Genomic DNA, 23,976 nt, shown 5'->3' on the forward strand with positions numbered 1-23,976 from the left:
CGACGATGACAGCTCGACTCATGGTTTTCGCCACCCCGCACGACGGGATGGACGAGGAGTACAACCGCTGGTACACCGATGTGCACATCCCGGAGGTCCTCACCATCCCCGGGGTCGTCTCCTGCGAGCGGCACCGGCTGGTACGCGGCGGACCGGACGAACAGCAATACCTGGCCGTGTTCGCCCTCGACGGTGACCCGGCAACCATCCTGGCCGAGCTTCGCGCACGGTCGATGGACGGCCGCATGACGATGTCGACGGCATCGGACCCCGCGCGGACACGAGTCACTGTGTGGAGCCCCCTCTGACGCACGGCAGCGAGCCCGGTACCTGATCGGTACCGGGCTCTCACGCGTGCTCAGCGGCCGGGGCCCTCGAGAATGGTGATCGCGGAGACGGCGGTGGGCCCACCCAGGTTGTGCGCCAACCCGATCCGCGCACCGTCGACCTGATTCACCGCGGTGCCGCGCAACTGCTCGAACAGCTCGACGCACTGGGCGATGCCGGTGGCACCCGGCGGGTGCCCCTTGGTCTTGAGGCCACCACTGGGATTGACCGGCAGCGCACCCCCAACCGCGGTCGACCCGGTCTCGAGGAGTTTGTAGCCCTCGAATCGTTCGGCGAACCCGAGATCCTCGTAGCTCATCAGCTCGATGCCGGTGAAGTAGTCGTGCACCTCGGCCACGTCGATGTCGCCGGGGCTAAGCCCTGCCATGGTGAAGGCGCGCCGTGCCGCGCGCAATGTCGCCGGGAAGGTGGTCAGATCCGGCCGATGTTGCAGCATGACCGAGTCCAGTCCCAACCCGACCCCGCGCACCCAGACCGGGGCGTCGGTGTAGCGGTCCACTACTTCCTCGGCGGCGAGCACCAATGCTGCGGCCCCGTCGCTCTGGGGTGCGCAGTCGTAGACCCGGAACGGGTCGGCCACGATCGGGGCTTGCAGCGCCTGCTCCATGGTGATCTCGAAAGGCAGCCGCACCTTTGGATTTCGCGCGCCGTGCCGGTGGTTCTTCACCGCCACCATCGCCAAGTGCTCACGCGTGGCGTGCGACTCGTGCAGGTAGCGGTTCACATGCAGGGCGTAACCGGCGGGCGCGAACAGTCCGAGCTCGTAGTCCCAGGCTCGATGCCTGGTCATCGACTCCCATTCGCGCAACATGTCCTTCTGGGCGGTCTCGCGCAGTTTGTCCGCACCGATCACCAATGCCACGTCCACCGCACCGGAAGCGATGGCATACAAGGCATTACGGACCGCGTCGTTGCCCGTGGCACAGGAATTCTCTATGTGGGTGACCGGCAGCTCGGCAAGCCCTAGCGATTCCGCGAGTATCCCGGACCCGAACCCGTCGGTGGTCCGTAGCGCACCGAACCACGCGGCCTGGATATCGGCCACCCACAGTCCCTTGTCGACGGAAGCCGCGCATTCGGCGAAGGCCATCGGCAGCAGGTCACCGATACCCAAGGCGAAGTGTTCGGCGAACGATGTCATCCCCGCGCCGACGACAGCGACTCTTCTCATGGTAATTCCCTTTCCTGCCGCGCGACCTCGGTCTCGGGTTCGAACGCGTATCCGTAGTCCGGGACGCCCGAACGGGTCGCCATCCGGCGCAACACCATTCGGCCGCGCACGCCGATGCCCGCAGTACCGGCGTCACAACCGGTCACCTTCGCCAGCGCCCGCACCCCGACATCGTCTAGGTCGACGATGACCAGCGAGTACGGGCTCTCGAGACCCGCCACTGGCATGCGCACGGTGGTCTCGGCATAGACGGTTCCGGTGCGCGGCAAGGGCACCAGGGTGTAGTCGGTGGCCAGTGTTCCGTCCTCGCCCAGCCGGTAGCGCGGGGGAAAGTCCAGCGTGTCGCTGCCGTCGTACCGACCCGCTTCCCAGCGCACCTTGGCCTCGAATGCCCGCTCGTAGGCTGCCAGCGAGATCGGCCGATCGGTCGCGGGTTCGACGACACCGTCGAGCGGCGGGCGCGCCTGCGGTTCGTTGCGCCGCAACGACACCGGTCCCGGCACGACAGCGACACCCGACAGGCCCGCCTGCTCCACACCCACCAGCAGCCCGGCGGCGGCCGATTCGGCCATGGCGGCCAGCGCGAACAGCGCCGATGACGCCCCCGAGGTCGGCAGCCGTGGCGGCGCCTGGCACAACGCGACAGCCTGCTTGTGGTCCACCCCCGCCACCGCGACCGGGGTGTCCAGCCAGGCCGCCGACAGTGATGCCACCACTCCCCGTTCACGCAGCAGCCGGGGATCTCCGTAGTCGTTGACCCCGTTGGCGTTTCGCGTGCGCACCGGCAGGCTGCGCGCCACCCTCGCCGTGGTACGGATCTGTGCACCACCATGGTCGGAGATCCAAGCGGCCGCGGCGCCTGCGGGCTCGACATCCACGCCGATCACCAGGGTGCGCGGTCTGGCCGAACTCAGCGCGTCCAGCGTGGCGGGGGCACCACCGAGGCGCTCGATCACTTCGAGCTCGGGATCGAGTCCGAGCCCGGCGAGCAGGACCGCGGTGTTGCTGCTCTCCACCAGGGGCAGATCGCGGCTGACCACCACCACCCGCTCCACCGTCTCGCCCTCGGCGAGCGCGGAGCGACCTGCCGCCACCGCGAGGGTGACCGCGTCCTCGTCGCCGCCCACGACCCGGCGGTGCTGGTCTCCCCAGCACGGCAGATACGTCCCTATCGATGCGACATGCGGCATGTCCGCTCCTTCCGGACGCTCAGGTGACCGCACCCGCGGTCTTGAGCGTGATGATGCGATCCCAGTCGAGTCCGAGTTCGAGCAGGATCTCTTCGGTCTGTGCGGCGAACTCCGGTCCCGGCCGCACCTGCGGCGGCTCGACATCGAACTGCACCGGGCTGGCGACCAGCTCGAGCTCGCCCGCTCGCAGCACATAGTCGTTCGCTCTGATCTGCGCGTCGGAGAGCAGCTGCAGCGAATCCTGCACCGGCGCCCACGGACCGGCCAGCGTCGCGAATCGCTGCGTCCACTCGGCCAGAGTGCGTCCGCCGATCACCTCGCGCAGGATCGCCACCGCCGCCGCGGTGTGTTCGGCGATCGAGGCCGCATCGCGAAACCGCGGGTCCTCGGCCAGTTCCGGACGGTCGATATGCCGACACACATCACCCCAGAACTTGGCGGGCTGCAGCATCACGAACGACAGGTACCGGTGGTCGGAGGTTGCGTAGAGGCCCGACAGTGGGTTCGCCGGCGCGCCGTGCACGCCCGGTTGGGGCGCCACCATCGGCTGCTGCTGATGTGCCGACAGCGCGATGGTGTGGCCCAGTGCCCACAGCCCGCTGCCGAGCAGGGACACGTCGACGACCGACGTTTCCCCGGTACGTTCCCGTTTCAGCAGCGCCGCGGCGATACCCCCCGCCAGATTGGTGCCGGAAATGGTGTCGCCGAACGCCGGACCAGGCGGCGGGATCAGCCCCTCCACCCCGGCTGGGGTGATACTCGCGGCGATCCCTGCCCGGCACCAGAAGGCAGTCATGTCGTATCCGCCGCGTCCGGCTTCGGCGCCACGTGGGCCGAGTGCGCTGCCGCGGGCGTAGATGATGTTGGGATTCACCGCACGGATGTCATCGAGGTCGATGCCGAACTTGGCCCGAGCCGACGGCAGGAAGCTGGTGAGGAAGACATCCGCGTCACGGGCGAGCGACTGGACCACCGCACGTCCTTCCGGCACCGACATATCGATGCCGATACTGCGCTTGCCCCGGTTCGCGTGCTCCACATTCGGATTCGGTTCGCCCTCGACGGTGAAGTTGCCGACCCGGCGCAACCCACGCTGCGGATCTCCCCCACTCGCGTGCTCCACCTTCACCACGTCGGCACCCCAGTCCGACAGCACCGCGCCGGCCGACGGCACGAACCCGTACATCGCGACCTCGAGCACCTTGATACCCGTCAACGGCCCGCTCATGCGACGACTTCCGCGAGAGTCTTGCGCTCCAGGAACTCTTCGAGCCCGTCGGTACCCATCTCCCGGCCGATCCCCGACTGTTTGTAGCCGCCGAACGGAGCATCCGGATGGAAGTAGTTGCCACCGTTGATGCTGAAAGTTCCAGTGCGCACGCGACGCGCCACTGCCTTGGCCCGCTCCGCGTCGGCGCTGAACACGGCACCGGACAATCCATAGATCGAGTTGTTGGCGATGCGGACCGCGTCGTCGTCATCGGTGTAGGAGATGAGCGCCAGGACCGGACCGAACACCTCCTCCTGCGCTATCTCGCTGTCGGGGTCCACATTCGCGAGCAACGTGGGGGCATAGAAGAAGCCGGGGTCGAGCTTCTGTCCACCCGTGACCAAAGTGGCCCCTGCGGCGACCGCGCGCTGCACCATGGCGTGCACCTTGTCGCGCTGCTTTTCGCTGATGAGCGGTCCCATATAGGTTTTCGGGTCGTTCGGGTCACCGTGGTGGACATGGGCGAAGTTCGCCGCAACCAGTTCGGCGACCTGATCGTGGGCCTGCGCGGGAACCAACAGCCGGGTGGTGAGCGCGCAGCCCTGCCCCGCGTGGGTGACCACGCTGAACGCCGCGAACGTCGCCGCCGTGGTGTAGTCCGCGTCATCGAGCAGGATCATCGCCGATTTGCCGCCCAGTTCGAGGAACACCTTCTTGAGGGTGGCGCTCGCCGCGGCCATGATCTCGCGGCCAACCGGTGTCGACCCGGTGAAGGTGACCACATCCACGTCGGGATGGGTGGTCATCCGCTTCCCCACCTCGATGTCGGAGGACGCCAGGACGTTCACGACGCCGGCCGGGATCTCGGTGTGGTTGGCGATGATCTCGCCCAGCGACAGTGTGGACAGCGGCGTGTCCGGCGCGCCCTTGAGCACCACGGTGCAACCGGCCGCCAGTGCGGGCGCCAGCTTGGCCAGCGCGAGCTGGTGCGGATAGTTGTATGCGGCGATCGCGGCGACTACGCCTGCCGCTTCCTTCTCGACCCACCGATGATGCTGCTGCCCCCGGATCTCCACATTGCCGAGGTCCTCGGTCCACTCGAAATCACCGAGCAGGTCGGCGTAGAAGCGAACGATCTCGAACGGTGACTCGAGCTGATTGCCTTGCGTGAGCGCCCGGGTGGCCCCGACCTCAGCGATCGTCAGCGCGCGCAGGTCCTCGACATTGTCGCGCAGTGCGCGATACAGCTGGTTGAGGCAGCGTCGACGGAAGCGTGGGTTGGTCGCCCAGTTGGTGTCGTCGAAGGCGCGGCGCGCGGCGGCGACGGCCTCGTCGACGTCGGCGACGCCGGCTTCCGGCGCGTAGCCGTACACCTCACCGGTAGCCGGATCGAGCGAAGCGAGCGTCTGGCCGGTTTCCCGGAGTAGCCCGTCGACAAGCAATCGACGTGTCACCGTCCCCGCCACTTCCTGCGTTGACATCCCGCCTCCTCGCTGGGGACACCTCCCCATGAAAATCTAATTCTCCTGCAGAGAGAATGGTAATGCCATCGAGTGGATCGCGGCAAGGATCGGCCAACATGGCTCGGTCGGGCCCGAACTCCGAACGTCCTGACAACGCCGAATTCCGCCCAACTCTTGCGAACCACGACTTCATGAGAGTACGGTTCTCGCATTCGGGAGGGGCATTCTTGTGTTCCGCATTACACCGGCGACGAAGGCCGGAACGGAGGGTCGCGCGTGAAGACAGCGGTAGTCACCGGAGGCGCGTCCGGCATCGGGCTCGGGATCGCCGAACGCCTACGCAACGACGGATTCCATGTCGCCACACTGGATCTCAATCCGCCCGAGGATGACGACTTCGCCTATCGAGCCGATGTCACCGACCCGGCTCAGGTCGCGGCTGCACTCGACGCGGTCCGAGCAAAACTCGGCCCGATCACCGTTCTGGTGAACTCGGCGGGACTCGACGGATTCCAGCGTTTCAAGAAGATGTCGTTCGAGCAATGGCAACGGGTCATCGACGTGAACCTGCACGGCGTCTTCCACACGATCCAGGCCGTGCTTCCCGACATGCTCGACGCCGGCTGGGGCCGCATCGTCAACATCTCCTCGTCGAGCACCCACTCGGGCCAGCCGTTCATGGCGCACTATGTCGCGGCCAAGTCGGCCGTCAACGGCCTCACCAAAGCGCTTGCGCTGGAACTGGGTCCGTCCGGCATCACCGTGAACGCGGTGCCACCCGGTTTCATCGACACCCCGATGCTGCGCAAGAACGAGCAGGCTGGGCGGCTCGGCGGGACTGTCGAGGACCACATCCAGCGCACGCCCGTCCGCAGGATCGGCACACCGGCCGATATCGCTGCCACATGCGCGTTTCTGATTTCTGACGAAGCCTCCTACGTCACCGGACAGATCTTCGGTGTCAACGGCGGTCGCAACACATGAGCATCGGCCATTTCGAACGAGAGGAAGTCCTGTGGGACGCGTAGAGGGCAAGGTCGCCTTTGTCACCGGAGCGGCGCGCGGCCAAGGCCGTAGTCACGCAGTCCGGCTGGCCGAAGAAGGCGCCGACATCGTTGCCGTGGACATCTGCCGCGATGTCGATTCCATCGGCTACGCGCTGTCCCGGCCCGAAGATCTGGAGGAGACGGCGCGCCTGGTCGAGAAGGCCGGGCGTCGCATCGTCGCCGAGCAAGCCGACGTTCGCGACGTGGCCCAGCTGCGGACGGTCCTGGACCGGGGCGTGGCCGAATTCGGCCGCCTCGACATCGTCATCGCCCAGGCCGGAATCGCCGGCATGAAGGGCACGCCGCAGTGGCAGGCGTGGTCGGACGTGATCGACACCAATCTGATCGGTGTCATCAACAGCATCCAGGTGTCACTGCCGCACTTGAAGGCGGGCGCCTCCATCATCGCCACCGGTTCTGTCGCGGCGCTGATGGACATCGCCAAGGTGGATCAGCCCGGCCGCGACCCCGGCGGCGTGGCATACGTGGTTGCCAAGCGCGGCCTGGCCGAGTATGTACACCACCTGGCCCTGCACATCGCGCCACAACAGATCCGCGCCAACGTGATCCACCCGACCAACTGCGACACCCCGATGCTGCAGAGCGAGCCGATGTACCGATCGTTTCGCCCCGACCTCGAGCATCCAACCCGCGCCGATGCCGAGGCCGCGTTCGGTGTCCAGCAGGCCATGCCGATCCCCTTCATCGAAGCCCGTGACATCAGCGAGGCCGTGCTGTTCCTGGCCTCCGACGAGGCGCGCTTCATCACCGGAACGCAGCTGCGCGTCGACGGCGGCGGCTATCTGAAGTGGCACGAATACCACATCTGAGAGGAATCACTGTGAAGGTCCACGTCGATCAGAAGCGCTGCCAGGGGCACACATTGTGCGCCATGATCGCACCGCAGTCGTTCGAACTCAGTGACATCGACGGCCACTCCTCGCCGCTGCGCGAGGCCGTGCCGTCCGATCAGCAGGAACAGGTGCGCGAGGCCGTGCACTCGTGCCCCGAGCGCGCGATCACCCTGGCGGAATAGAGGTACATGACATGACCGTCGACGACCTCGGCCACGACGCCGAGCGTAAACAGCCCACATTCCACTTCGACCGCTACGCACCGGAATACCGCGAAAAGTTCTCCGACATCACCGAGACGATGCAGCGCGAGTGCCCGATCGCCTGGACTGACACCTACGACGGGCACTGGGTCGCAGCGGGCAACCGCGAGGTCTTCGAACTCGCCCGATGCCCACACGTGTCCAACGACCACGACACCCAGGGCGTCCGCAAGGGCTACCGCGGCATCTCGATCCCACCCGCTCCACGCGCCAGGGGTATCCGCGGGGGCATCCTGGAAATGGACGAACCCGAGCATCGGGAGTTGCGTTCGGTGCTCAACCCCTATCTCTCCCCCGCCGCCGTCAAGCGCTGGGTGCCGTTCGTGGACGAGGTGGTGCGGGCCGCGATCGACGAGCACATCGAGAACGGGCGCATCGATTTCGTCGACGACCTGGCCAATGTCGTGCCCGCCGTGCTCACCCTGGGCATGCTCGGCATTCCGCTGGCCAAGTGGACCATCTACAACGAGCCGGTGCACGCGGCGGTGTACACCCCGCCGGACTCCCCGGACTACCCCCGCGTCGCGGAAATGCACCGGACGCTGGGCATCGACCTGCTCACCAATATGGCCGAGATCCGGGCCACCCCACGTCCCGGCCTGATTCACGCGGTCGCCGGCGCCACGGTGAACGGTGAGCCCCTGCCGGACATGGAGATCCTGGGCATGCTCAGCCTGCTCATCGGTGGCGGGTTCGACACCACCACCGCGCTTACCGCCCATGCGCTGGAATGGCTGTCGGAGAATCCGACCGAGCGCGAGATGCTCAGCCGCGAACGCGATGTGCTGCTCGACCCGGCCACCGAGGAGTTCCTGCGCTACTACACGCCGGCACCGGGCGACGCCCGAACCGTCGCGGCCGACTGTGAGGTGGCGGGCGCGTCGTTCAAGGAAGGCGATCGACTGTGGCTGTCGTGGGCGATGGCCAACCGCGACCCCGCCGCGTTCGAGGACCCTGAGAAGGTCGTGCTCGATCGGAAAGGCAACCGGCACTACAGTTTCGGACTCGGCATCCACCGATGCATCGGCTCCAATGTGGCGCGCGTGGTGTTCAAGCGGATGCTCGTTGCGGTACTCGACCGGATGCCCGACTACCAGGCTGTCGCGGCGGAGACCGTCCACTACGACACCATCGCGGTGATCCAGGGCATGCGGCATCTGCCCGCCACGTTCACACCCGGCAAGCGGCTCGGGCCAGGACTGGACGAGACCCTCGCGAAATTGCAGAAGGTCGTCGACGAACAGCGGCTCGCCGAGCCGGTCACGGTCAACCGCGCCAGCGCGCAGATCTGACCACACCCCTCGCGCGGCGCGCGGAAAAGACAAGGAGACGCCCGTGGCGGCGGACAGCACCGCAGGACGCGGGAAGGACACGGCCACACCCGCGTCCGGGCGGCCCCTACCCCTGCTCGGCTTGGACACCGAATTCTTCTGGACCTCGGGCGCCGACGGCGTACTGCGTATCCAGGAGTGCCTCGGCTGCTCCGCGCTACTTCATCCCCCACAACCACTGTGCCGCTACTGCCGCAGCCACAAGCTCGGCATCCGCGCGGTATCCGGCCTCGCGACGCTCATCGGATTCACCGTGAACCACCGATTCGCCGTACCGGGCCTCGATCCGCCGTACGTGGTGGCCACCGTCGCGCTGACCGAGGATCCCCGGGTCCGGCTGACCACCAATATCGTCGAGACCGCCCCGTCCGCACTCGAGCTCGGGATGCGGGTCGAGGTGGTCTTCCAGCCGGACGGCGATGTGTGGCTGCCCCTGTTTCGGCCGGTCGCCGACCAGACGGAAATGGCCGAACTTCCCACCGACGAGATCGCGCCCGACACCTTCGCGCAGCGAGTGCGGCCGATGCTGCGCGGCAACAAGTTCGAGGACGAGGTCGCGCTCACCGGCATCGGGATGTCGGAGATCGGTCGCCGACTCATGGTGCCAGCCCTGTCGCTGACCGTGGCGGCCTGCGAGCGCGCGGTGGCCGATGCCGGACTCACCTTCGACGACATCGACGGGTTGTCGTCCTATCCCGGCGGCGGCAATCTCGGCGGTTTCGCCGAGGGCGGCGTGACGGCACTCGAGGCCGCCCTCGGCATCCGGCCGACCTGGCACAACGGCGGAATCGAAACTTTCGGCCCCGGCGGCGCTGTGATCGCCGCCATGACCGCGGTGGCCGCGGGACTGGCCCGGCACGTCCTGTGCTTCCGCACGGTGTGGGAATCCACCTTCAGCGAGCTGATGAAAGCGGGCCGGATCAGCTCCACGGGTGGCCGGACCACCAGTTGGCTGACTCCGTTCGGCGCCACCTCCGCGGCACACACGCTGGCACAGAAGGCGCAGCGGCACTTTCACGAGTACGGCACAACCAGGGAAACGCTCGGCTGGATCGCGCTGAACCAGCGCGTCAATGCCGCACTCGACCCCAGCGCGGTCTATCGCGACCCGATGACGATGGACGACTATCTGAATGCGCGACCCGTCACCAGCCCGTTCGGGCTCTACGACTGCGACGTGCCGTGTGACGGTGCGGTAGCCGTCATCGTATCCGCCGCCGACACCGTCGCCGACCTGCCGAGCACGCCGGTGTTCGTGGAAGCGGTCGGCACCCAGATCCTCGAGCGCATCGAATGGGACCAGAGCACACTCACCCATGAACCGCAGGTCCTCGGCCCGGCCGCGCATCTGTGGACCCGCACCGATCTCCGTCCAGACGACGTGGACGTGGCCGAACTCTACGACGGTTTCACCTTCAACTGCCTGTCCTGGATCGAGGCTCTCGGATTCTGCGGAATCGGTGAGGCCAAAGACTTCCTCGACGGCGGCAAGAACATCGCCCGCGACGGGCTGATCCCGGTGAACACCCACGGCGGACAGCTCTCCCACGGCCGCACCCACGGGATGGGACTGATCCACGAGGCGGTGGCGCAGTTGCGTCGGGAGGCCGGGCCGCGGCAGGTGGCCGGTGCCAGGGTCGCGGTGGTTTCCAGCGGCGGGCTCACCCCTGGTGGCGCGATGCTGCTGCGCACCGAATCGTGATGGCCAGAAAGCGAGACACCGTGACGCTCATCCACTCCGAACTCCGTGACCTCGGTGACGATGCACCGGAATCCGTGGTCACCGAGGTCGGTGGCGTCCCGGTCTCCGGGCTGCTGGCCGAGACACCGGCCCCGCGTGCGGTGCTCGTCGCACTGCACGGCGGCTCGACCACCTCGGCATACTTCGACTGTCCCGGATATCCGGAGCTGTCGCTGATCCGGCTGGCTCACCGGCTCGGCTACACGGTGCTCGCGCCGGACCGCCCTGGATACGGGCGATCGGCACCGCACGCCGATCGTCTGGTTCCGTCGGATGTCCGCGTGGACATGATGTTCGAGGCGATCAGCGCGTTCCTGCGCAACCGCCCGCGCGGCGCCGGCGTATTCCTCACGGCCCACTCGGCCGGATCCGAACTGGCGATGCGGATGGCAGGCGATTCACGATTCACCGACCTGCTCGGCGTGGAACTGGCCGGTACCGGCTGCCGCTACCACCCGGACGGCGAAGGCATTCTGCGGACCGTCGGCCCCGATACCCCACGACCACCCGGCGTCGGTGATCTCATCTGGAAACCGGCGCGGCTCTATCCTTCGGGCACCCGCCGTGGCGCGTCGATCGCGGCGCCTGCCCCACCGGCGGAAACCGAGGCCGTCGTGAATTGGGGTTCGAAGGTCTTTCCCGAGCTGGCGGCGGGGATTCGGGTGCCGGTGCGTTTCACCGCAGGCGATCACGAGCGGGTCTGGTGCAACGACGAGCCGGCGCTGGCAGAGGTGGGAGCGCTGTTCACCGCCGCACCTCGCGTTGTCCTCAACCGCCAGCCCAACACCGGACACAACATCAGCGTGGGACATACCGCCGTCGCCTATCACCTGGGCATGCTCGCCTTCGCCGAGGAGTGCATAGTCGCAGCAGAGCACGGTGAATTCTCCAGTTCCACAACACAATTCGACGGCGGCTCCGTGCCGCCGAGGAAGTGAATGCCATGGACGCGACCGATGTCGCACTATTGCTGTTGCGAGTAGTCCTGGGCGGCACGATGATCGCGCACGGAGTCAACCATTGGCTCGGTGGCGGTGGGATAGCCGGTACCGCGGGATGGTTCACCGGACTCGGCCTGCGCAACGGCCCATTGCAGGCGTGGCTGAGCGTGATCACCGAGATCGGTGCCGGCGCACTGCTGGTCCTCGGACTGTGCACGCCGCTGGGCGCCGGCGCGGTGGTGGGCGTGATGCTCGTGGCCGGACTTCTCGCCCACCGCACGCACGGATTCTTCGTCTTCAAGGAGGGCTACGAGTATGTTCTCGTGCTCGCGGTCGTCGCGGTCGCTCTGGGCATCCTCGGGCCAGGCCGCTCCTCTCTGGATCACGCCTTCGACATCACGGTCACCGGATGGCCGGGCGGCGCAATCGTCCTCGGCCTGGGGGTGGCGTCGACAACCGGTCTGATCGCGGCGTTCTATCGCCCGGCGACCGCTCGCACCGGACAGGGGGCGCACTGATGCGCGTCGGATTCATCGGGTTGGGTAGTCAGGGCGGACCGATGGCCCGCCGCATCATCGACGCCGGGTTCACGACCACACTGTGGGCGCGCAGGACTGCCACGCTGGAGCCCTATGCCGATACCGCGGCACGCACCGCGCGATCCCCCGCCGAGCTGGCCGCGGTCAGTGACCTGGTGTGTGTCTGTGTGGTCGGCGACGCCGACGTTCGTGAGGTGGTAACCGGGGATGAGGGGGTACTGGCGACGATGGCGCCCGGCACGGTGCTTTCCATCCACTCCACGGTGCACCCGCGTACCTGCCGGGAGCTCGCCGATATCGCTGCGCCCCTTGGTATCTCGATCCTGGACGCACCGGTGAGCGGTGGTGGGCCCGCGGCCGCCGATGGCAGGTTGCTGGTGATGGTCGGCGGCGCCGACGAAGCGGTCGAGGCAGCGAGGCCGGTATTCGCGACCTACGCCGATCCGATCGTGCACCTCGGCGGGGTAGGCGCCGGGCAGTTCGCCAAGCTGCTGAACAACCTGCTGTTCACCGCGAATCTGGCTACCGCGCAAGGGACTTTGCGTCTCGGAGCCGAACTCGGCGTTGACCCTGGCCGGCTCGGGGAAGTCATCACGCACGGCACCGCCGACAGTTTCGCGCTGGGCCGAGTCGTCGCCGCGGGCGGCACCCTCGACGCGCTGGCCACCCGTGCCGGAGACCTACTGTGCAAGGATGTCGGCCTGCTCGCCGATCTGGCCGCCGCGGCGGGCGCTTCACCGGGTATCGAACTCGGCGCTGCCGACGCTGCGCTGACGCTGATGAACCGCGAGCGCGCGACGCTGCCGAGCCGGTAGGACTCGGCATGAACGTGGGATTCGTCGGCGCAGGGCGGATGGGCCGCCCGATGGTCGCACGCCTGGTCGCGGCCGGACACACGGTGTGCGCTCTGGCCCGTACGGACCAGGCACACACGGAGTTGGCGGCGATCGGCGCCATCACCGCGACCTCGGTGATCGAGGTGGCGTGGGCCGCGGAAGTGGTGCTCGTCTGCGTGTTCACCGACGAGCAGGTTCGTGAGATATGTCTGGACGGACCGCTTCTCGAGGAACTACCGCGCGGTGCGCTGATCGTCGTCCACACCACCGGCAGCCCCGCTACGGCCACTGCCGTCGCCGCCACGGCGCGCGACCGGGGCATCGGCGTGGTCGATGCCCCGGTCAGCGGCGGCCCGCACGATATCGCCGCGGGCACGCTGACCGTTTTCCTGGGTGGCGCCGAATCCGACGTCGCCACTGCCCGGGCGGTGGTGCGCGCGTATGCCGATCCGGTGCTGCACGTCGGTCCACTCGGTGCCGGCCAGCGAGTCAAACTGGTGAACAACATCCTGTTCGCAGCGCAGATCGGCTTGGTCGCCGATGCGGTGCGCCTCGGCGCGCAGCTCGGTCTGCCCGAGCCCGCTCTGCTCGCCGCGCTTCCCCATGCCAGCAGTGGCGGGCGGGCGATCGCGAGCATCGCGGCCCGCGGGTCAGTCGATGAATTTCGGTCCACCGTCGGTGAATTCCTGCGCAAGGACATAGCGGTAGCGAACGAGCTCACCGCGGCGCTCGGCGCGGACCTCGGCTTGCTCGGCCCCGCGGTCCGAGCAGGGGTTGCCCCGATCGTGCCCGCGGATCCGATCGCCTAGGCTCCGAACCGCTCAGTCCCATCGGCCGGGTGGATCACGCTGCGCTACAGCGTGATCCACCCGGCCGTTTCTCGGGGTCTCTCACTCGACGACAATCGCACTCTCCGGACACGCGGATGTGGCGTCGTCCACCGCGTCCTCGAGATGTTCGGGCACCGCACCGGAGATCGCCTCGGCGTATCCGCTGTCGGTCAGGGAGAAGACTTCCGGGCACAGCCCAAGGCAGGCGCCGTGGCCACGGCAGCGATCCGCGTCGACAGTCACCTTCATCGGGCGTCCTCGGCCACATCCACTTCCAGATGCAGTGAGGTGAGGCCCCGAAGGATGAAAGTGGGCAGATACTGATATTCGCGCGCGTCCGCCGGTCCGTGCACACCCGCGTCGATCCGTAGATCGGTGGTGCGATCCAGCAATCGCTCGATGGCGATCCTGGCCTCCGCGCGAGCCAGCGGCGCGCCGGGGCAGGTGTGCGCACCACGCCCGAACGCGATGTGCTGGCGGGCATTGGACCGCGCCGGATCGAAGGTCGACGGGTCGTCGAAGCGGCGCGGGTCACGGTTGGCGGCACCGTTGACGACCATGAGCACCGTCCCGACCGGCACGTCGGTTCCACCGACCGTCGTGGTCGACTTCGCGAGCCGGAAGTCGCCCTTCACCGGGCTTTCCATCCGCAACGCCTCCTCGATGAAATTCTGGATTCGGCTCTTGTCCTCGCGCAGGTGCGCCTGGATGTCGGGGCGTTCGGCGATCAATTTCATTGCCGCGCTCAGCAGTCGGACCGTGGTCTCCTGGCCCGCTGAGAAAACGTTGGCGGCCACGCGCACGACATCGAGGACCTCCGGCTGAGAACCATCCGGGAACGTCGCGGTGGCCAGGCTGGTGAGTACATCGTTGCGCGGGCTACGCCTGCGATCCTCGATATAGGCCGAGAACCTGTCGTACAGGAACTCGATCGGGTTGTGGGACATGCCCTCCCCCTCGGTGCTGCCGACATTGCCACCTTCACGGTGAGGGTCGCGCTGCAGCGCGTGCAGGAACTCCTCCTGGTCGTCGGAGGGCACGCCGAGCAGATCCGCGATCACGTACAGCGTGAAGGGACCGGCGAACTCCCGCATGTAGTCACCGCCGTTGGCCAGGTAGTGGTCGAGCATGCGATCGGCCATGGACCACATCGCCTCCTCGTTCTCCTTCAGCCGCTTCGGTGTGATCAGCCGCATGAGCAGCGCACGGTGCTCGGAGTGCATGGGCGGGTCCATTGTCGGCAGCTGATCGCTCATCGGGAGGCTGTCGCGATGTTCGGCGATCAACGCACCGACATCGCTGTTCTCGTCCAGCGGGACCGGGAACCCGGGAAAGGGGCCGGTCACGGCGTTGCACGACGAGAACCGTTCGACGTCGTTGTAGACCTCGAGCGCCTCGTCGTAGCCGGTCACCATCATCACCTGGTGGTGCGGCTCCCGCATCACCGGGCACTGTTCCCGCAGCGCATCGAAGTAGGGGTAGGGATCTGCGACCAATTCCTGTCCGAGGAAGAAGTCCAGATCCTGGAAGTTGTTCACCACGCGACGGTCCCTTCGAAATTCCGGCCGACGCCACCCAGAGGCTGTCAGTGCCGGTTGACTTCCGTGATTGAGAATAAGCCTCTCACATGTGAGTATGAGATTTCCACAATGGCAGCTTCGCGTCAACCGGAGGACCGACCACATGCCCCACGATCCCACCGCGGACCAGCGGTTTTTCCAGCTGACCACCCGTGATTTCCTCGCCGAAACAGTTCCTATCGCCACGGTGCGCGCACTCGCCGAAGCCGGTACCGGCTTCGGCCGGGACTGGTGGCGGCGGGGAGCCGAGCTCGGCTGGACCGCCATGTTGGTGCCCGAGCGGCTCGGCGGCGGCTCGGTCTCGGGCCACCCGATGACCGAACTCGCCCTGGTGGCCGAGGAACTCGGACGCGGCGCGGCGCCCGGACCGTTTGTCACCACCAGCGCGGCCCTGGCGGGGCTGGCCGGCGCCGACGACCGCTTCGCCGAGATTGTGGGCGCCATCGTGACCGGCGAAACCATCGCGACCTGGGCGGTATACGAGCCGGGGATGGGTTTCGCCCCGATCACCGGCAGCGTCACCGGCACCCGTGCGGTGTCGTCCGGTGACGGCTTTCGGGTTGACGGCGTCAAGGATCGAGTGGAGGCGGCCGATCAGGCGGACCTCTTTCTTGTCACGGCGACCAGCGATGACGGCCCGATACAGCTGCTGGTGCCCGCCGATGCGCCGGGTGTCACCGTCAGCCCCAGCTGGACTGTCGATCTCACCCGGCGCACCGCGCGAGTCGAGTTCGACGACGTCATCGTCGGAGCCGACGCGGTGACCCACACCGGAGCCGATGCCGTCACCGCCATGCGCGCTCAGGCAGGAGCCGCCGCGCTGCTCACCGCGGCGGAATCGGCCGGTGCCGCCGACCGAGCGCTCACCAGCACGCTGACCTGGCTGTTCGAGCGCTACACCTTCGGTAGACCGTTGGCCTCGTATCAGGCGCTCAAGCATCGGATGGCCGACAACAAGACCTGGCTGGAGGCCTGCCGGGCCACCGCGTTCGCGGGCGCGGCGGCCTGGGACGCCGGTGCGCCCGAAACCGCGGAGTACATCAGCATCGCGAAATCCTATGTCGGTGCCAAAGCACCGGTGATCGCCCAGGACTGCGTGCAGTTGCACGGCGGCATCGGCGTCACCTGGGAACACGATCTGCACCTGTTCCTCCGCCGGATCACCCTCGGCCGCGCACTGTACGGCACGCCGGAGGAGCATCGCCGCCACATCACCGATCTGCTCGACACCGCAGCATGACCGCACCGTCCATCGAGGAAGGCATCGCAGTATGACCACCGATATCGAGCCCGTCGAGAAATTCCGCACCAGAGCGCGGAATTGGCTGCGGGCGAACATGCCCCCGGCACCGTCGGTGGCGCCCCCGTCCGACACCGAGGTGGCGTGGGATCGCGCTCGCCAGTTGCAGCGGATGCTCCACGACGGCGGCTTCGCCGGCATCTGCTTCCCCGCCGAGTACGGCGGGCTCGGACTGACCGCAGACCATCAGGACGCGTTCACCGACGAGTCCATCCCCTACGAGATGCCGCTGCTGCTGAATGTGCCGACCCTGGCCATCTGCGCTGCCAGCTTGCTCGACCTCGGTACCGAGGAACAGAAGCGAACTCACCTGCCTGCCGTGTTGCGCGGTGACGAGATCCTGGTGCAGTTCCTCTCCGAGCCGCGCGGCGGTTCGGATCTGGCTGGCCTCACCTCCCGCGCCGACCGCGACGGTGATCGCTGGATCCTCAACGGTTCCAAGATCTGGAGCTCCGGCGCCTACGCCGCCGACTACGCCCTGTGCCTGGCCCGCACCGACTGGTCGGTGCCCAAACATCATGGCCTGACGCTGTTCCTGGTACCTGTGCATGCCGAGGGCGTCACGGTGCGGCGGATCAAGCAGGTCACCGGTTCGACCGAGTTCTGCCAGGAGTTCTTCGACGATGTCGAGCTACCGGCGGACGCCGTGGTCGGTCGGGTCGGCGCAGGCTGGGAAGCCGCCTCGCGCCTGCTCGTCCACGAACGGGCCGCGCTCGGCGGCACCTCGCCCTACACCAGTGGCGCGCGGCCGCACCTCGGCGGCGAAGCGGACCAGCTGCTGCGCCTCGCGAAAGCGACCGGCCAATGGGACAATTCGCGAGTACGCGAGGACATCGGCGAGGCACGGGCGATGAATGTCGTTCGCGACCAGCTCATCTCGCACGTGACCAAGGCGATCACAACGGGCGCGCTACCACCGGCGGCCGGCGCCATCCCCCGGCTCTTCTCCGCCGAGAACGCGTGGCTGCAAACCGATACGGCGGTGCGCATCGCCGGGCCGATGGCCGCCACGCACACCCGAGGAGACGGCGCCGACACCGAAACCGTCGGACTCGACTATCTGTTCCGCGCGGCGTGGAGCCTGGCCGGTGGGAGCACCGAGATGGCGCGCAACGTGATCAGCGAGCGAGTACTCGGAATGCCAAGGGAGTCGGCCGCCGATCGCGACGTGCCCTTCAGCGAGGTTCCGCACGGACGGTGAGTTGACGGTGGGCGGCTCCTCGTTCGGTGTGACGACGAGCCGCCCGCTCGAGCTGCGCTGAACTCCGCGTGCGGTGGAATGAGCCCGATCACTCGTATTCGATGGTGAGTGTTTCGCTGCGCGGCTCGGACTGACAGGTGAGCACATAGCCCTGCGCGACGTCGTCATCGGTGAGCGCGTCGTTGACTCGCATGTCGACCCTGCCATCCACCAACCGGGCCATGCAGGTGCCGCAATTGCCCGCTTCGCAAGCGAACGGCGGGTTGAGACCGGCCCGGCGGGCGGCTTCGAGCACCGTATCGTCGGCGGCGATCCGCACGGTCCGAGTTGTTCCGTCGAGTCGGATGGTGGCGTCCGTCTCGACGCCGACCGCTGCCAGTTTACCGCCGGATCGCGCGGGATCGTTGACAGTTTCTGTCATGAGAAAGCTCCCCTTTCAAAGAAATTCGGGCGGTGGTTCGCGCTCAAGTACCGGTCCATCGGGGTGCGCGCTTGTCTGCGAACGCGAGTGGACCTTCCTGCGCGTCCGAGCTCCGGTAGCAATGCGTCGAGGCATGCCGCGCCGCCTGCAAGGCTGCCGATCGACCCATCTCGGTGGCGAGCATGACCGTCTCCCTGGCGGCGCGCACCGACAGCGGGGCCCCGGCCGAGACCTCCCTCGCCAGGTCGAGCGCGGCAGGAAGCAGGTCTTCCGGCTCGGCGAGGCGGTTCACCAGACCTATCTCGTAGGCACGCCGCGCGTCGATCGGCTTGCCGGTCAACAAGATCTCCATCATGATTCGCTGCGGGATCATGTGGATCAGCGGCGCGGCCCACGGCGAACTGCGCCCCACCTTGACCTCGGTGATCGCGAAGGACGCGGTGGTCGAGGCGACACACAGATCACACGCCTGGGCGATCATCCAGCCGCCGGCGAAGGCGACGCCGTTGACGGCGGCGATCGTCGGTTTACTCAGTGCCACAGTGTCATACGGCACCGGGAACATGTCTCGTGGCGGAACCGACATCCCGGTCTCCACCATCTCCTTCAGATCGCCGCCCGCGCAGAAGGCCTGTCCCGTGCCGGTGAGCACGGCGACCCGCAGGGCCGGATCATCCTCGAACCGCGCCCACGCGTCGAACAGCCCAGCCCGCACATCGCGCGCCAGACAGTTGCGGGTGTCGGGGCGGTTCAAGGTGATGACCGCGATCCCGTCCGGGCGAGCGTCGAACAGCACAGGTTCTTCGAACATCAGAATCCTCTCCGCTGGATCTCGCACGCCGCGCGGTCCAGGTCGTCGCGAAAATCGGGGTGTGCGATCGCGATCAGTGCGCGCGCACGTTCGGCAAGCGTCCGGCCCACGAGTTCGGCGGCACCGAATTCGGTGACGATCACGTCCACCTCGGTGCGTGCGGTGGTCACCGGGCCCGACAATGTAGCCGCGATGCGGCTCACCGTTCCGCCCCGCGCGGTGGACTGCAGGGCGATCACCGACCGCCCACCCCGCGACCGCATACCTGCGCGCACGAAATCGACCTGTCCGCCGGTGCCACCGAAATAGGCCGTACCGCTCTGCTCGGCGTTGACCTGGCCGGTGAGGTCTACCTCCACGGCCGAGTTGACGGTGACCAGCCCACTGAGCCGGGCAAGGACGGCGGGATCGTGGGTGTAGGCGGTGCTACACATCCGGATCAGCGGGTTGCCGTCGGCGAATCGGTAGAGCCGCTCGGTGCCGATCAGCGCGCCGGTGATCGACACTCCACAGTCGATCTCCTTGCGCGCGTTGGTCACCACGCCCGCCTCCACCAAGTCGACCAGACTGTCGCCGATCATGCCGGAATGCACGCCGAGATGGGTACGGTCGCGCAGCAGGCGCAGCACGGCGTCGGGCACCGCGCCGATGCCGACCTGCAGCACCGCTCCGTCATCGATGAATTCGGCTACGTGCCGGGCGATTGCGTCGTCCGCGGCCCCGATGGTCGCGGGCGCGACACACACCGGGTCACGGGAGACCTGGACGGCGTAATCGATATCGTCGGAGTGGATGCGCTCTCCCATCGTGCGAGGCACCCGGTCGTTCACCTCGGCCACGACTACCCGGGCCGCCTTCACTGCCGCGCGAACATGATCACTGATCAAGCCCAGGCTGTGCGTCCCGTCCGCGGCGGCGGGAGCGACCTGGACGAAGGCGATATCACAGCCGAGATCGCCCGCCTCGATCATCGGCCCGACGCGGCTGACGTGGCACGGCACCACGCTGAGCCGGTGCACCGCGGACAGCGCTCGCAGCGCACCGATGGCGCCCATGCTTACCGGCTCGAACACGTTCGCGGCGGCCGGTGTGAGGATGCCGGAGAAGCTGGTCGCGATGAACAGCGAGAGGTCGGCGATCGCACCGCCCTGCGCGATGAGTGCCTCGATCAAGGTGGTCGGCTCGCCACAGGCCTGGCCCGCGACGATGCGGTCACCGGGGCGCAGGATCGCGCGCAGGTCGAGGTCGTCGGCGGACAAGATGGCGGTCACCGGGCTGCCTTCGGCGGTGTGGCCGCCCGAAGGCGATCCAGTACTTCGGCGGTGTCGGCACCGAGGCGGGGCGCCGGGCCCGCGACCCGGCCCGGGGTCCGTGAGAACCAGGCGGGTGGACCGGGAAAGCGGACCGGTCCGTGGGGGGTGTCGACGGTCTGGAAGAAGCCGACCGCGGCGAGGTGGTCGTTGTCGAACAACTCGTCGAGGGAGCGCACTGGTGCGGCCGGAATGTCCAGGGAGCGCAGCAGTGTCAGCCATTGCTCGGTGGTCCGCTGGAGGAAGATCTCGCTGAGCCCGGCGTAGACGGTATCGATCCGCGCCGCGCGTTGGGCCAGTGTGGCGAACTCGGGCCCCGCCCAAGGCGGGCGCACCGCGTCGACGAACGCCGCCCAATGCTTGTCGTTGTAGACCAGTGCCGCCAGGTAGCCGTCGGCAGTGCGGTAGGGCCTGCGGTCGGGTGTAACCGCCCGCGGATAGGTCGCGGGGCCCAGCGGCGGGTCGAACATGGCACCGTTGGCGTGCTCGACCAGCATGAACGCCGCCATGGTCTCGAACATGGCGACCTCGACTTCTTGGCCATCGCCGGTGCGCTCGCGATGCAGCAATGCCATCGTGGTGGCGTACACAGCGGTCAGTCCGGCGACCTTGTCTGCGATGACACTGCCCACATAACCCGGTGTGCCGGTGAGCATTTCCTGTGCGTAGGGCAGTCCGCACTCGGCCTGGACAGTGTCGTCGTAGGCGGGAAGGTCGGAGTCCGGCCCACCGCGGCCATAGCCGTAGCAGTTGGTGTAGACGATGTTCGGGTTCACCATCGCCACGTCCTGGTATCCGAAGCCAAGGCGCTCGATCGCCGAGGCTCGCATGGAATGGACGAACACATCGGCTCCGGCGATCAGTTCACGCAGCGCGGTGGCGTCCGCCTCGGTGCGCAGGTCGAGGACCACGCTGCGCTTACCCCGGTTGACATTGACGAACACCCCGCTCATGCCCGGCTCGGGACCCACCGAGATATAGCGAGTGTCGTCACCGCGTGGCGGTTCGACCTTGATCACGTCGGCCCCCATGTCGGCCATGATCTGAGTGCAGTAGGGGCCCATCACCATCGCCGTCAGGTCGATGACCCGAATCCCTGAGAGCGGACCTGTGTGTTCCATCGTGTCCCCTTCGCGCGTCGCACCCGATCTGCCTAACTAGTGAATCCTTGCAAGGATAGTGCTATTAAGGAAGATGTGGACAGTAACATCGGCAATCCCCGAGCTCCGCGACCAATCGCGACTGTGCTCGACACAGCCCTGCGCAGTCGCCCCGACGCCACCGCACTGATCGCCGCGTCGGGCGCTTGGAGTTACGCCGAACTCGACGAGCAGGCTGGGCGGGCAGCGGGAGCACTGTGGTCGCTCGGTGTCCGACCCGGCGACCGGGTCGCGGCCTGCCTGCCCAACGATCTCGGCATCGTCGCCGCGTTCCACGGCGTGCAGCGCATCGGCGCGATCTGGGCGGGCATCGGTGAGGCGAACGCACCGGCCGAACAGCAATACCTGCACGATCTCTGCGATCCCGCCGTGGTGCTGGCCGGCCCACACTGGCGCGCCGCGTCACCGCAGGCAGTGCACCCGGACCGCTGGGCGGAGAAGTTCGCCCGCGCCGAACCCGCTCCCGACATCACCCAGGACGTCGACGCCGCCGCGGGCATCGCGTTCACCAGCGGCACCTCCGGGCGACCGAAAGCGGTGGTACACAGCCAGCGCAACCTGATGCTGCCCGGCGCAGTCGTGCTCGCCACCCGCGGCTGGGGTCCTGATCTGCGCCGGGGCGACAGCTTCCCGCTCACGATCCTGAACATGATGGTGTTGTCCACCCTCACCACGGCCCAGGCCGGCGGTTGCGCGGTGATCATGGACCGTCGCGACGTGGCCGGAGTGGCCGAGTGGATCGCCGAACATCGGGTGACGGTGTGGAACGGCGCCCCGGCCCAGCTCTACGACCTGGCCCGCCGACCTGGCACGGACCTCGGTTCGCTGCGCGAGATCTGGAGCGGCGGCAGCGACACCCCGGACGCCGTGCGCACTACGTTCGCCGATGCCCATCACGGGCTTGTGCCACGAACGACCTACGGACTCACCGAGGCCCCCACGGTGGTCGCCATCGACCCGCCCGGTACTGCCTGGATGCCAGGAAGCAGCGGCCGGGTACTCCCCCACCTCGATGTGGCGGCCTACGACGACGGGGGCCACCGGTTGCCACCGGGTTCCCTGGGCGAGCTCTGCCTGGCCGCCGCGAGCGAAGGCCCGTGGGCGGGACTCTGGCGACCTCCGCTCGGCTACTGGTCCGACGGCGAGGTGCGCCCGCCACCGCCGGGCCCCTTCGCCACCGGCGATATCGGCACCGTCGACCGGGCCGGACAGCTCGCGGTGCTGGACCGGAAGAAGATGGTGATCATCCGCGGTGGCGCGAATGTCTACCCACTGGAAGTGGAGCGGGTGCTGGCGATCCATCCGGACGTGACCAGGGTGGCAATATGCCCTGTGCCGGACGAAAGACTCGGACAGAAGGTCGCCGCCGTTGTCGAAAGCAGCTGTGCCACTATCAATTTCGACGAGTTGGCGGCGCTGTGCCGGCGCGAACTCGCCGGTTACAAGGTGCCCGAGATCTGGGCCAGGGTGGATGTGCTGCCGATGAACGCCATGGGCAAGGTCGAGCGCACCGGGCTCACCGCACTCGCCGTCACCGCGCTGCGGCAGCAGCGATGAGCGCCGATCGCGACACCGCACTGCGGTTGTTCGATCTGACCGGCCGGGTCGCGGTGGTGACCGGCGCGTCGTCGGGGCTCGGCGCAGCGGTAGCCGAGGCGCTGGCAGGGCTCGGCGCCCGGGTCGCGGTGCTCGCCCGCCGCGCCGACCGGCTGACCGAGCTCGCCGCCCGGGTGGATGGACTCGCGGTTGTCTGCGATCTGGCCGACCCCGAGCAGATCGCCATCGTGGCACCGACGGTCGCCGAACAACTCGGCCCGCCGACGATCCTGGTGAACGCGGCAGGCAACCGGTTCACCACCGAGCGCGCCGAGGACGAACCACTCGACGCCGTCCAGCGCACCCTCGGCCTCAATCTGCTGGCGCCGCTCCTCCTGGCACAGGCGGTGTTCCCGCATATGCGCGCCGCCGGGGGCGGTTCGGTGGTCAATGTTTCCTCGATCAGCGGCCGCGTGGGAATCCCGGGTATCCCTCAGGCTTCGTACGCGGCGAGCAAAGCCGGATTGTCCGGGCTCACCACCGAACTCGCGGTGCAGTGGGCCCGGCACTCGATTCGGGTGAACACCGTCGCGCCCGGCTTCTTCCGCAGCGAGATCACCGACAGCCTCTACGACAGCCCCCGCGGCGTCGAGTACCTGCGCCGCAACACCCCGCTGCCCAGCGAAGGCACGGCGCGGGACATGGTCGGCGCCATCACCTGGTTGTCCGGCGACGCCGCTCGCTACGTGACAGGGCAAACCATCGTGGTGGACGGCGGCTGGACCGCTCGCTGACACCACGCCCGCCCCGCGGCGGGTTGACACTGACCAACCCCGAAAGCATGATTATACCTGTCGGAGAATGGCATTCTCCCCATAGAGGAAGGGTCCTCCC

General features: G+C 67.7%; 24 protein-coding genes. 14 read left to right on the plus strand and 10 right to left on the minus strand.

Going from position 1 to position 23,976, the window contains the following annotated elements; translation table 11 throughout:
* Positions 1-5 precede the first annotated feature (5 nt).
* A complete protein-coding gene (locus IEY60_RS31465) occupies positions 6-308 on the plus strand; it encodes a DUF4286 family protein (protein ID WP_189034170.1) in 303 nt (100 codons plus the stop codon).
* 50 nt (positions 309-358) lie between these two features.
* Here the strand turns inward: IEY60_RS31465 and IEY60_RS31470 are convergent, their stop codons facing one another.
* From IEY60_RS31470 to IEY60_RS31485, 4 genes are read right to left on the minus strand one after another with little or no spacing between them, the layout of a single operon-like run.
* Positions 359-1,519, minus strand: a complete 1,161-nt coding sequence (locus IEY60_RS31470; RefSeq protein ID WP_189034171.1) for a thiolase C-terminal domain-containing protein — start codon at positions 1,517-1,519, stop codon at positions 359-361.
* Positions 1,516-2,709, minus strand: a complete 1,194-nt coding sequence (locus IEY60_RS31475) for an OB-fold domain-containing protein (RefSeq protein WP_189034172.1) — start codon at positions 2,707-2,709, stop codon at positions 1,516-1,518. Before IEY60_RS31475 ends, IEY60_RS31470 begins: the two co-directional genes overlap by 4 nt.
* 19 nt (positions 2,710-2,728) lie before the next feature.
* Positions 2,729-3,937: a CaiB/BaiF CoA transferase family protein gene (locus tag IEY60_RS31480; protein WP_189034173.1), complete on the minus strand. Its 1,209-nt coding sequence runs from the start codon at positions 3,935-3,937 to the stop codon at positions 2,729-2,731.
* Positions 3,934-5,400, minus strand: coding sequence for an aldehyde dehydrogenase family protein (locus tag IEY60_RS31485; protein ID WP_229740298.1), 1,467 nt, complete (start codon positions 5,398-5,400; stop codon positions 3,934-3,936). The genes IEY60_RS31480 and IEY60_RS31485 overlap by 4 nt, the downstream gene beginning before the upstream one ends.
* Before the next feature lie 258 nt (positions 5,401-5,658).
* Here IEY60_RS31485 and IEY60_RS31490 point away from each other — a divergent pair, with 258 nt between their 5' ends.
* From IEY60_RS31490 to IEY60_RS31530, 9 genes are read left to right on the plus strand one after another with little or no spacing between them, the layout of a single operon-like run.
* Positions 5,659-6,366: an SDR family NAD(P)-dependent oxidoreductase gene (locus tag IEY60_RS31490; RefSeq protein ID WP_189034175.1), complete on the plus strand. Its 708-nt coding sequence runs from the start codon at positions 5,659-5,661 to the stop codon at positions 6,364-6,366.
* A gap of 31 nt (positions 6,367-6,397) precedes the next feature.
* On the plus strand, positions 6,398-7,258 hold the full coding sequence (locus tag IEY60_RS31495; RefSeq protein ID WP_189034176.1) for a mycofactocin-coupled SDR family oxidoreductase: 861 nt from the start codon (positions 6,398-6,400) through the stop codon (positions 7,256-7,258).
* Positions 7,259-7,269: 11 nt separating this feature from the next.
* Positions 7,270-7,464 carry a ferredoxin gene (locus IEY60_RS31500; protein ID WP_189034177.1) on the plus strand — a complete coding sequence of 65 codons (195 nt, stop codon included), beginning with the start codon at positions 7,270-7,272 and terminating at the stop codon, positions 7,462-7,464.
* Between the two features lie 11 nt (positions 7,465-7,475).
* Positions 7,476-8,837 carry a cytochrome P450 gene (locus IEY60_RS31505; RefSeq protein WP_189034178.1) on the plus strand — a complete coding sequence of 454 codons (1,362 nt, stop codon included), beginning with the start codon at positions 7,476-7,478 and terminating at the stop codon, positions 8,835-8,837.
* Between the two features lie 43 nt (positions 8,838-8,880).
* On the plus strand, positions 8,881-10,578 hold the full coding sequence (locus IEY60_RS31510) for a thiolase C-terminal domain-containing protein (RefSeq protein ID WP_189034179.1): 1,698 nt from the start codon (positions 8,881-8,883) through the stop codon (positions 10,576-10,578).
* Entirely contained in the window at positions 10,578-11,555 is a 978-nt protein-coding gene (locus tag IEY60_RS31515) for an alpha/beta hydrolase (RefSeq protein ID WP_189034180.1), read from the plus strand. The genes IEY60_RS31510 and IEY60_RS31515 overlap by 1 nt, the downstream gene beginning before the upstream one ends.
* A gap of 5 nt (positions 11,556-11,560) precedes the next feature.
* Positions 11,561-12,076, plus strand: coding sequence for a DoxX family protein (locus tag IEY60_RS31520; protein WP_189034181.1), 516 nt, complete (start codon positions 11,561-11,563; stop codon positions 12,074-12,076).
* On the plus strand, positions 12,076-12,912 hold the full coding sequence (locus tag IEY60_RS31525; RefSeq protein WP_189034182.1) for an NAD(P)-dependent oxidoreductase: 837 nt from the start codon (positions 12,076-12,078) through the stop codon (positions 12,910-12,912). Before IEY60_RS31520 ends, IEY60_RS31525 begins: the two co-directional genes overlap by 1 nt.
* Before the next feature lie 8 nt (positions 12,913-12,920).
* Positions 12,921-13,742: an NAD(P)-dependent oxidoreductase gene (locus tag IEY60_RS31530; protein ID WP_189034183.1), complete on the plus strand. Its 822-nt coding sequence runs from the start codon at positions 12,921-12,923 to the stop codon at positions 13,740-13,742.
* A gap of 81 nt (positions 13,743-13,823) precedes the next feature.
* On the opposite strand, the gene IEY60_RS31535 is transcribed toward IEY60_RS31530, so the two are convergent.
* Positions 13,824-14,012 carry a ferredoxin gene (locus tag IEY60_RS31535; protein ID WP_189034184.1) on the minus strand — a complete coding sequence of 63 codons (189 nt, stop codon included), beginning with the start codon at positions 14,010-14,012 and terminating at the stop codon, positions 13,824-13,826.
* The gene (locus IEY60_RS31540) at positions 14,009-15,304 is read right to left on the minus strand and encodes a cytochrome P450 (protein ID WP_229740299.1); all 1,296 of its coding nucleotides are present in this window, start codon (positions 15,302-15,304) and stop codon (positions 14,009-14,011) included. Before IEY60_RS31540 ends, IEY60_RS31535 begins: the two co-directional genes overlap by 4 nt.
* 142 nt (positions 15,305-15,446) lie before the next feature.
* Here IEY60_RS31540 and IEY60_RS31545 point away from each other — a divergent pair, with 142 nt between their 5' ends.
* Together IEY60_RS31545 and IEY60_RS31550 are read left to right on the plus strand one after the other, a co-directional pair.
* Positions 15,447-16,583 carry an acyl-CoA dehydrogenase family protein gene (locus IEY60_RS31545; protein ID WP_189034186.1) on the plus strand — a complete coding sequence of 379 codons (1,137 nt, stop codon included), beginning with the start codon at positions 15,447-15,449 and terminating at the stop codon, positions 16,581-16,583.
* 31 nt (positions 16,584-16,614) lie between these two features.
* Positions 16,615-17,844, plus strand: coding sequence for an acyl-CoA dehydrogenase family protein (locus tag IEY60_RS31550; protein WP_189034187.1), 1,230 nt, complete (start codon positions 16,615-16,617; stop codon positions 17,842-17,844).
* 88 nt (positions 17,845-17,932) lie between these two features.
* Here the strand turns inward: IEY60_RS31550 and IEY60_RS31555 are convergent, their stop codons facing one another.
* Genes IEY60_RS31555 through IEY60_RS31570 form a run of 4 tightly spaced genes read right to left on the minus strand, consistent with a single transcriptional unit; the run spans position 17,933 to position 21,507 of the window.
* On the minus strand, positions 17,933-18,265 hold the full coding sequence (locus IEY60_RS31555) for a 2Fe-2S iron-sulfur cluster-binding protein (protein WP_189034188.1): 333 nt from the start codon (positions 18,263-18,265) through the stop codon (positions 17,933-17,935).
* A 43-nt stretch (positions 18,266-18,308) separates the two neighbouring features.
* The gene (locus IEY60_RS31560; protein WP_189034189.1) at positions 18,309-19,076 is read right to left on the minus strand and encodes an enoyl-CoA hydratase/isomerase family protein; all 768 of its coding nucleotides are present in this window, start codon (positions 19,074-19,076) and stop codon (positions 18,309-18,311) included.
* Complete coding sequence (locus tag IEY60_RS31565; protein WP_189034190.1) at positions 19,076-20,347, minus strand: acetyl-CoA hydrolase/transferase family protein; 1,272 nt, start codon at positions 20,345-20,347, stop codon at positions 19,076-19,078. Before IEY60_RS31565 ends, IEY60_RS31560 begins: the two co-directional genes overlap by 1 nt.
* Positions 20,344-21,507: a CaiB/BaiF CoA transferase family protein gene (locus IEY60_RS31570; protein WP_189034191.1), complete on the minus strand. Its 1,164-nt coding sequence runs from the start codon at positions 21,505-21,507 to the stop codon at positions 20,344-20,346. The genes IEY60_RS31565 and IEY60_RS31570 overlap by 4 nt, the downstream gene beginning before the upstream one ends.
* Before the next feature lie 123 nt (positions 21,508-21,630).
* On the opposite strand from IEY60_RS31570, the gene IEY60_RS31575 reads away from it, so the two are divergent.
* A complete protein-coding gene (locus IEY60_RS31575) occupies positions 21,631-23,103 on the plus strand; it encodes a class I adenylate-forming enzyme family protein (protein WP_189034192.1) in 1,473 nt (490 codons plus the stop codon).
* Positions 23,100-23,876, plus strand: a complete 777-nt coding sequence (locus IEY60_RS31580; protein WP_189034193.1) for an SDR family NAD(P)-dependent oxidoreductase — start codon at positions 23,100-23,102, stop codon at positions 23,874-23,876. Before IEY60_RS31575 ends, IEY60_RS31580 begins: the two co-directional genes overlap by 4 nt.
* The last annotated feature ends 100 nt before the right edge of the window (positions 23,877-23,976 follow it).

It is taken from the genome of Nocardia rhizosphaerihabitans (genome assembly GCF_014646295.1).
Lineage (GTDB): Bacteria > Actinomycetota > Actinomycetes > Mycobacteriales > Mycobacteriaceae > Nocardia > Nocardia rhizosphaerihabitans.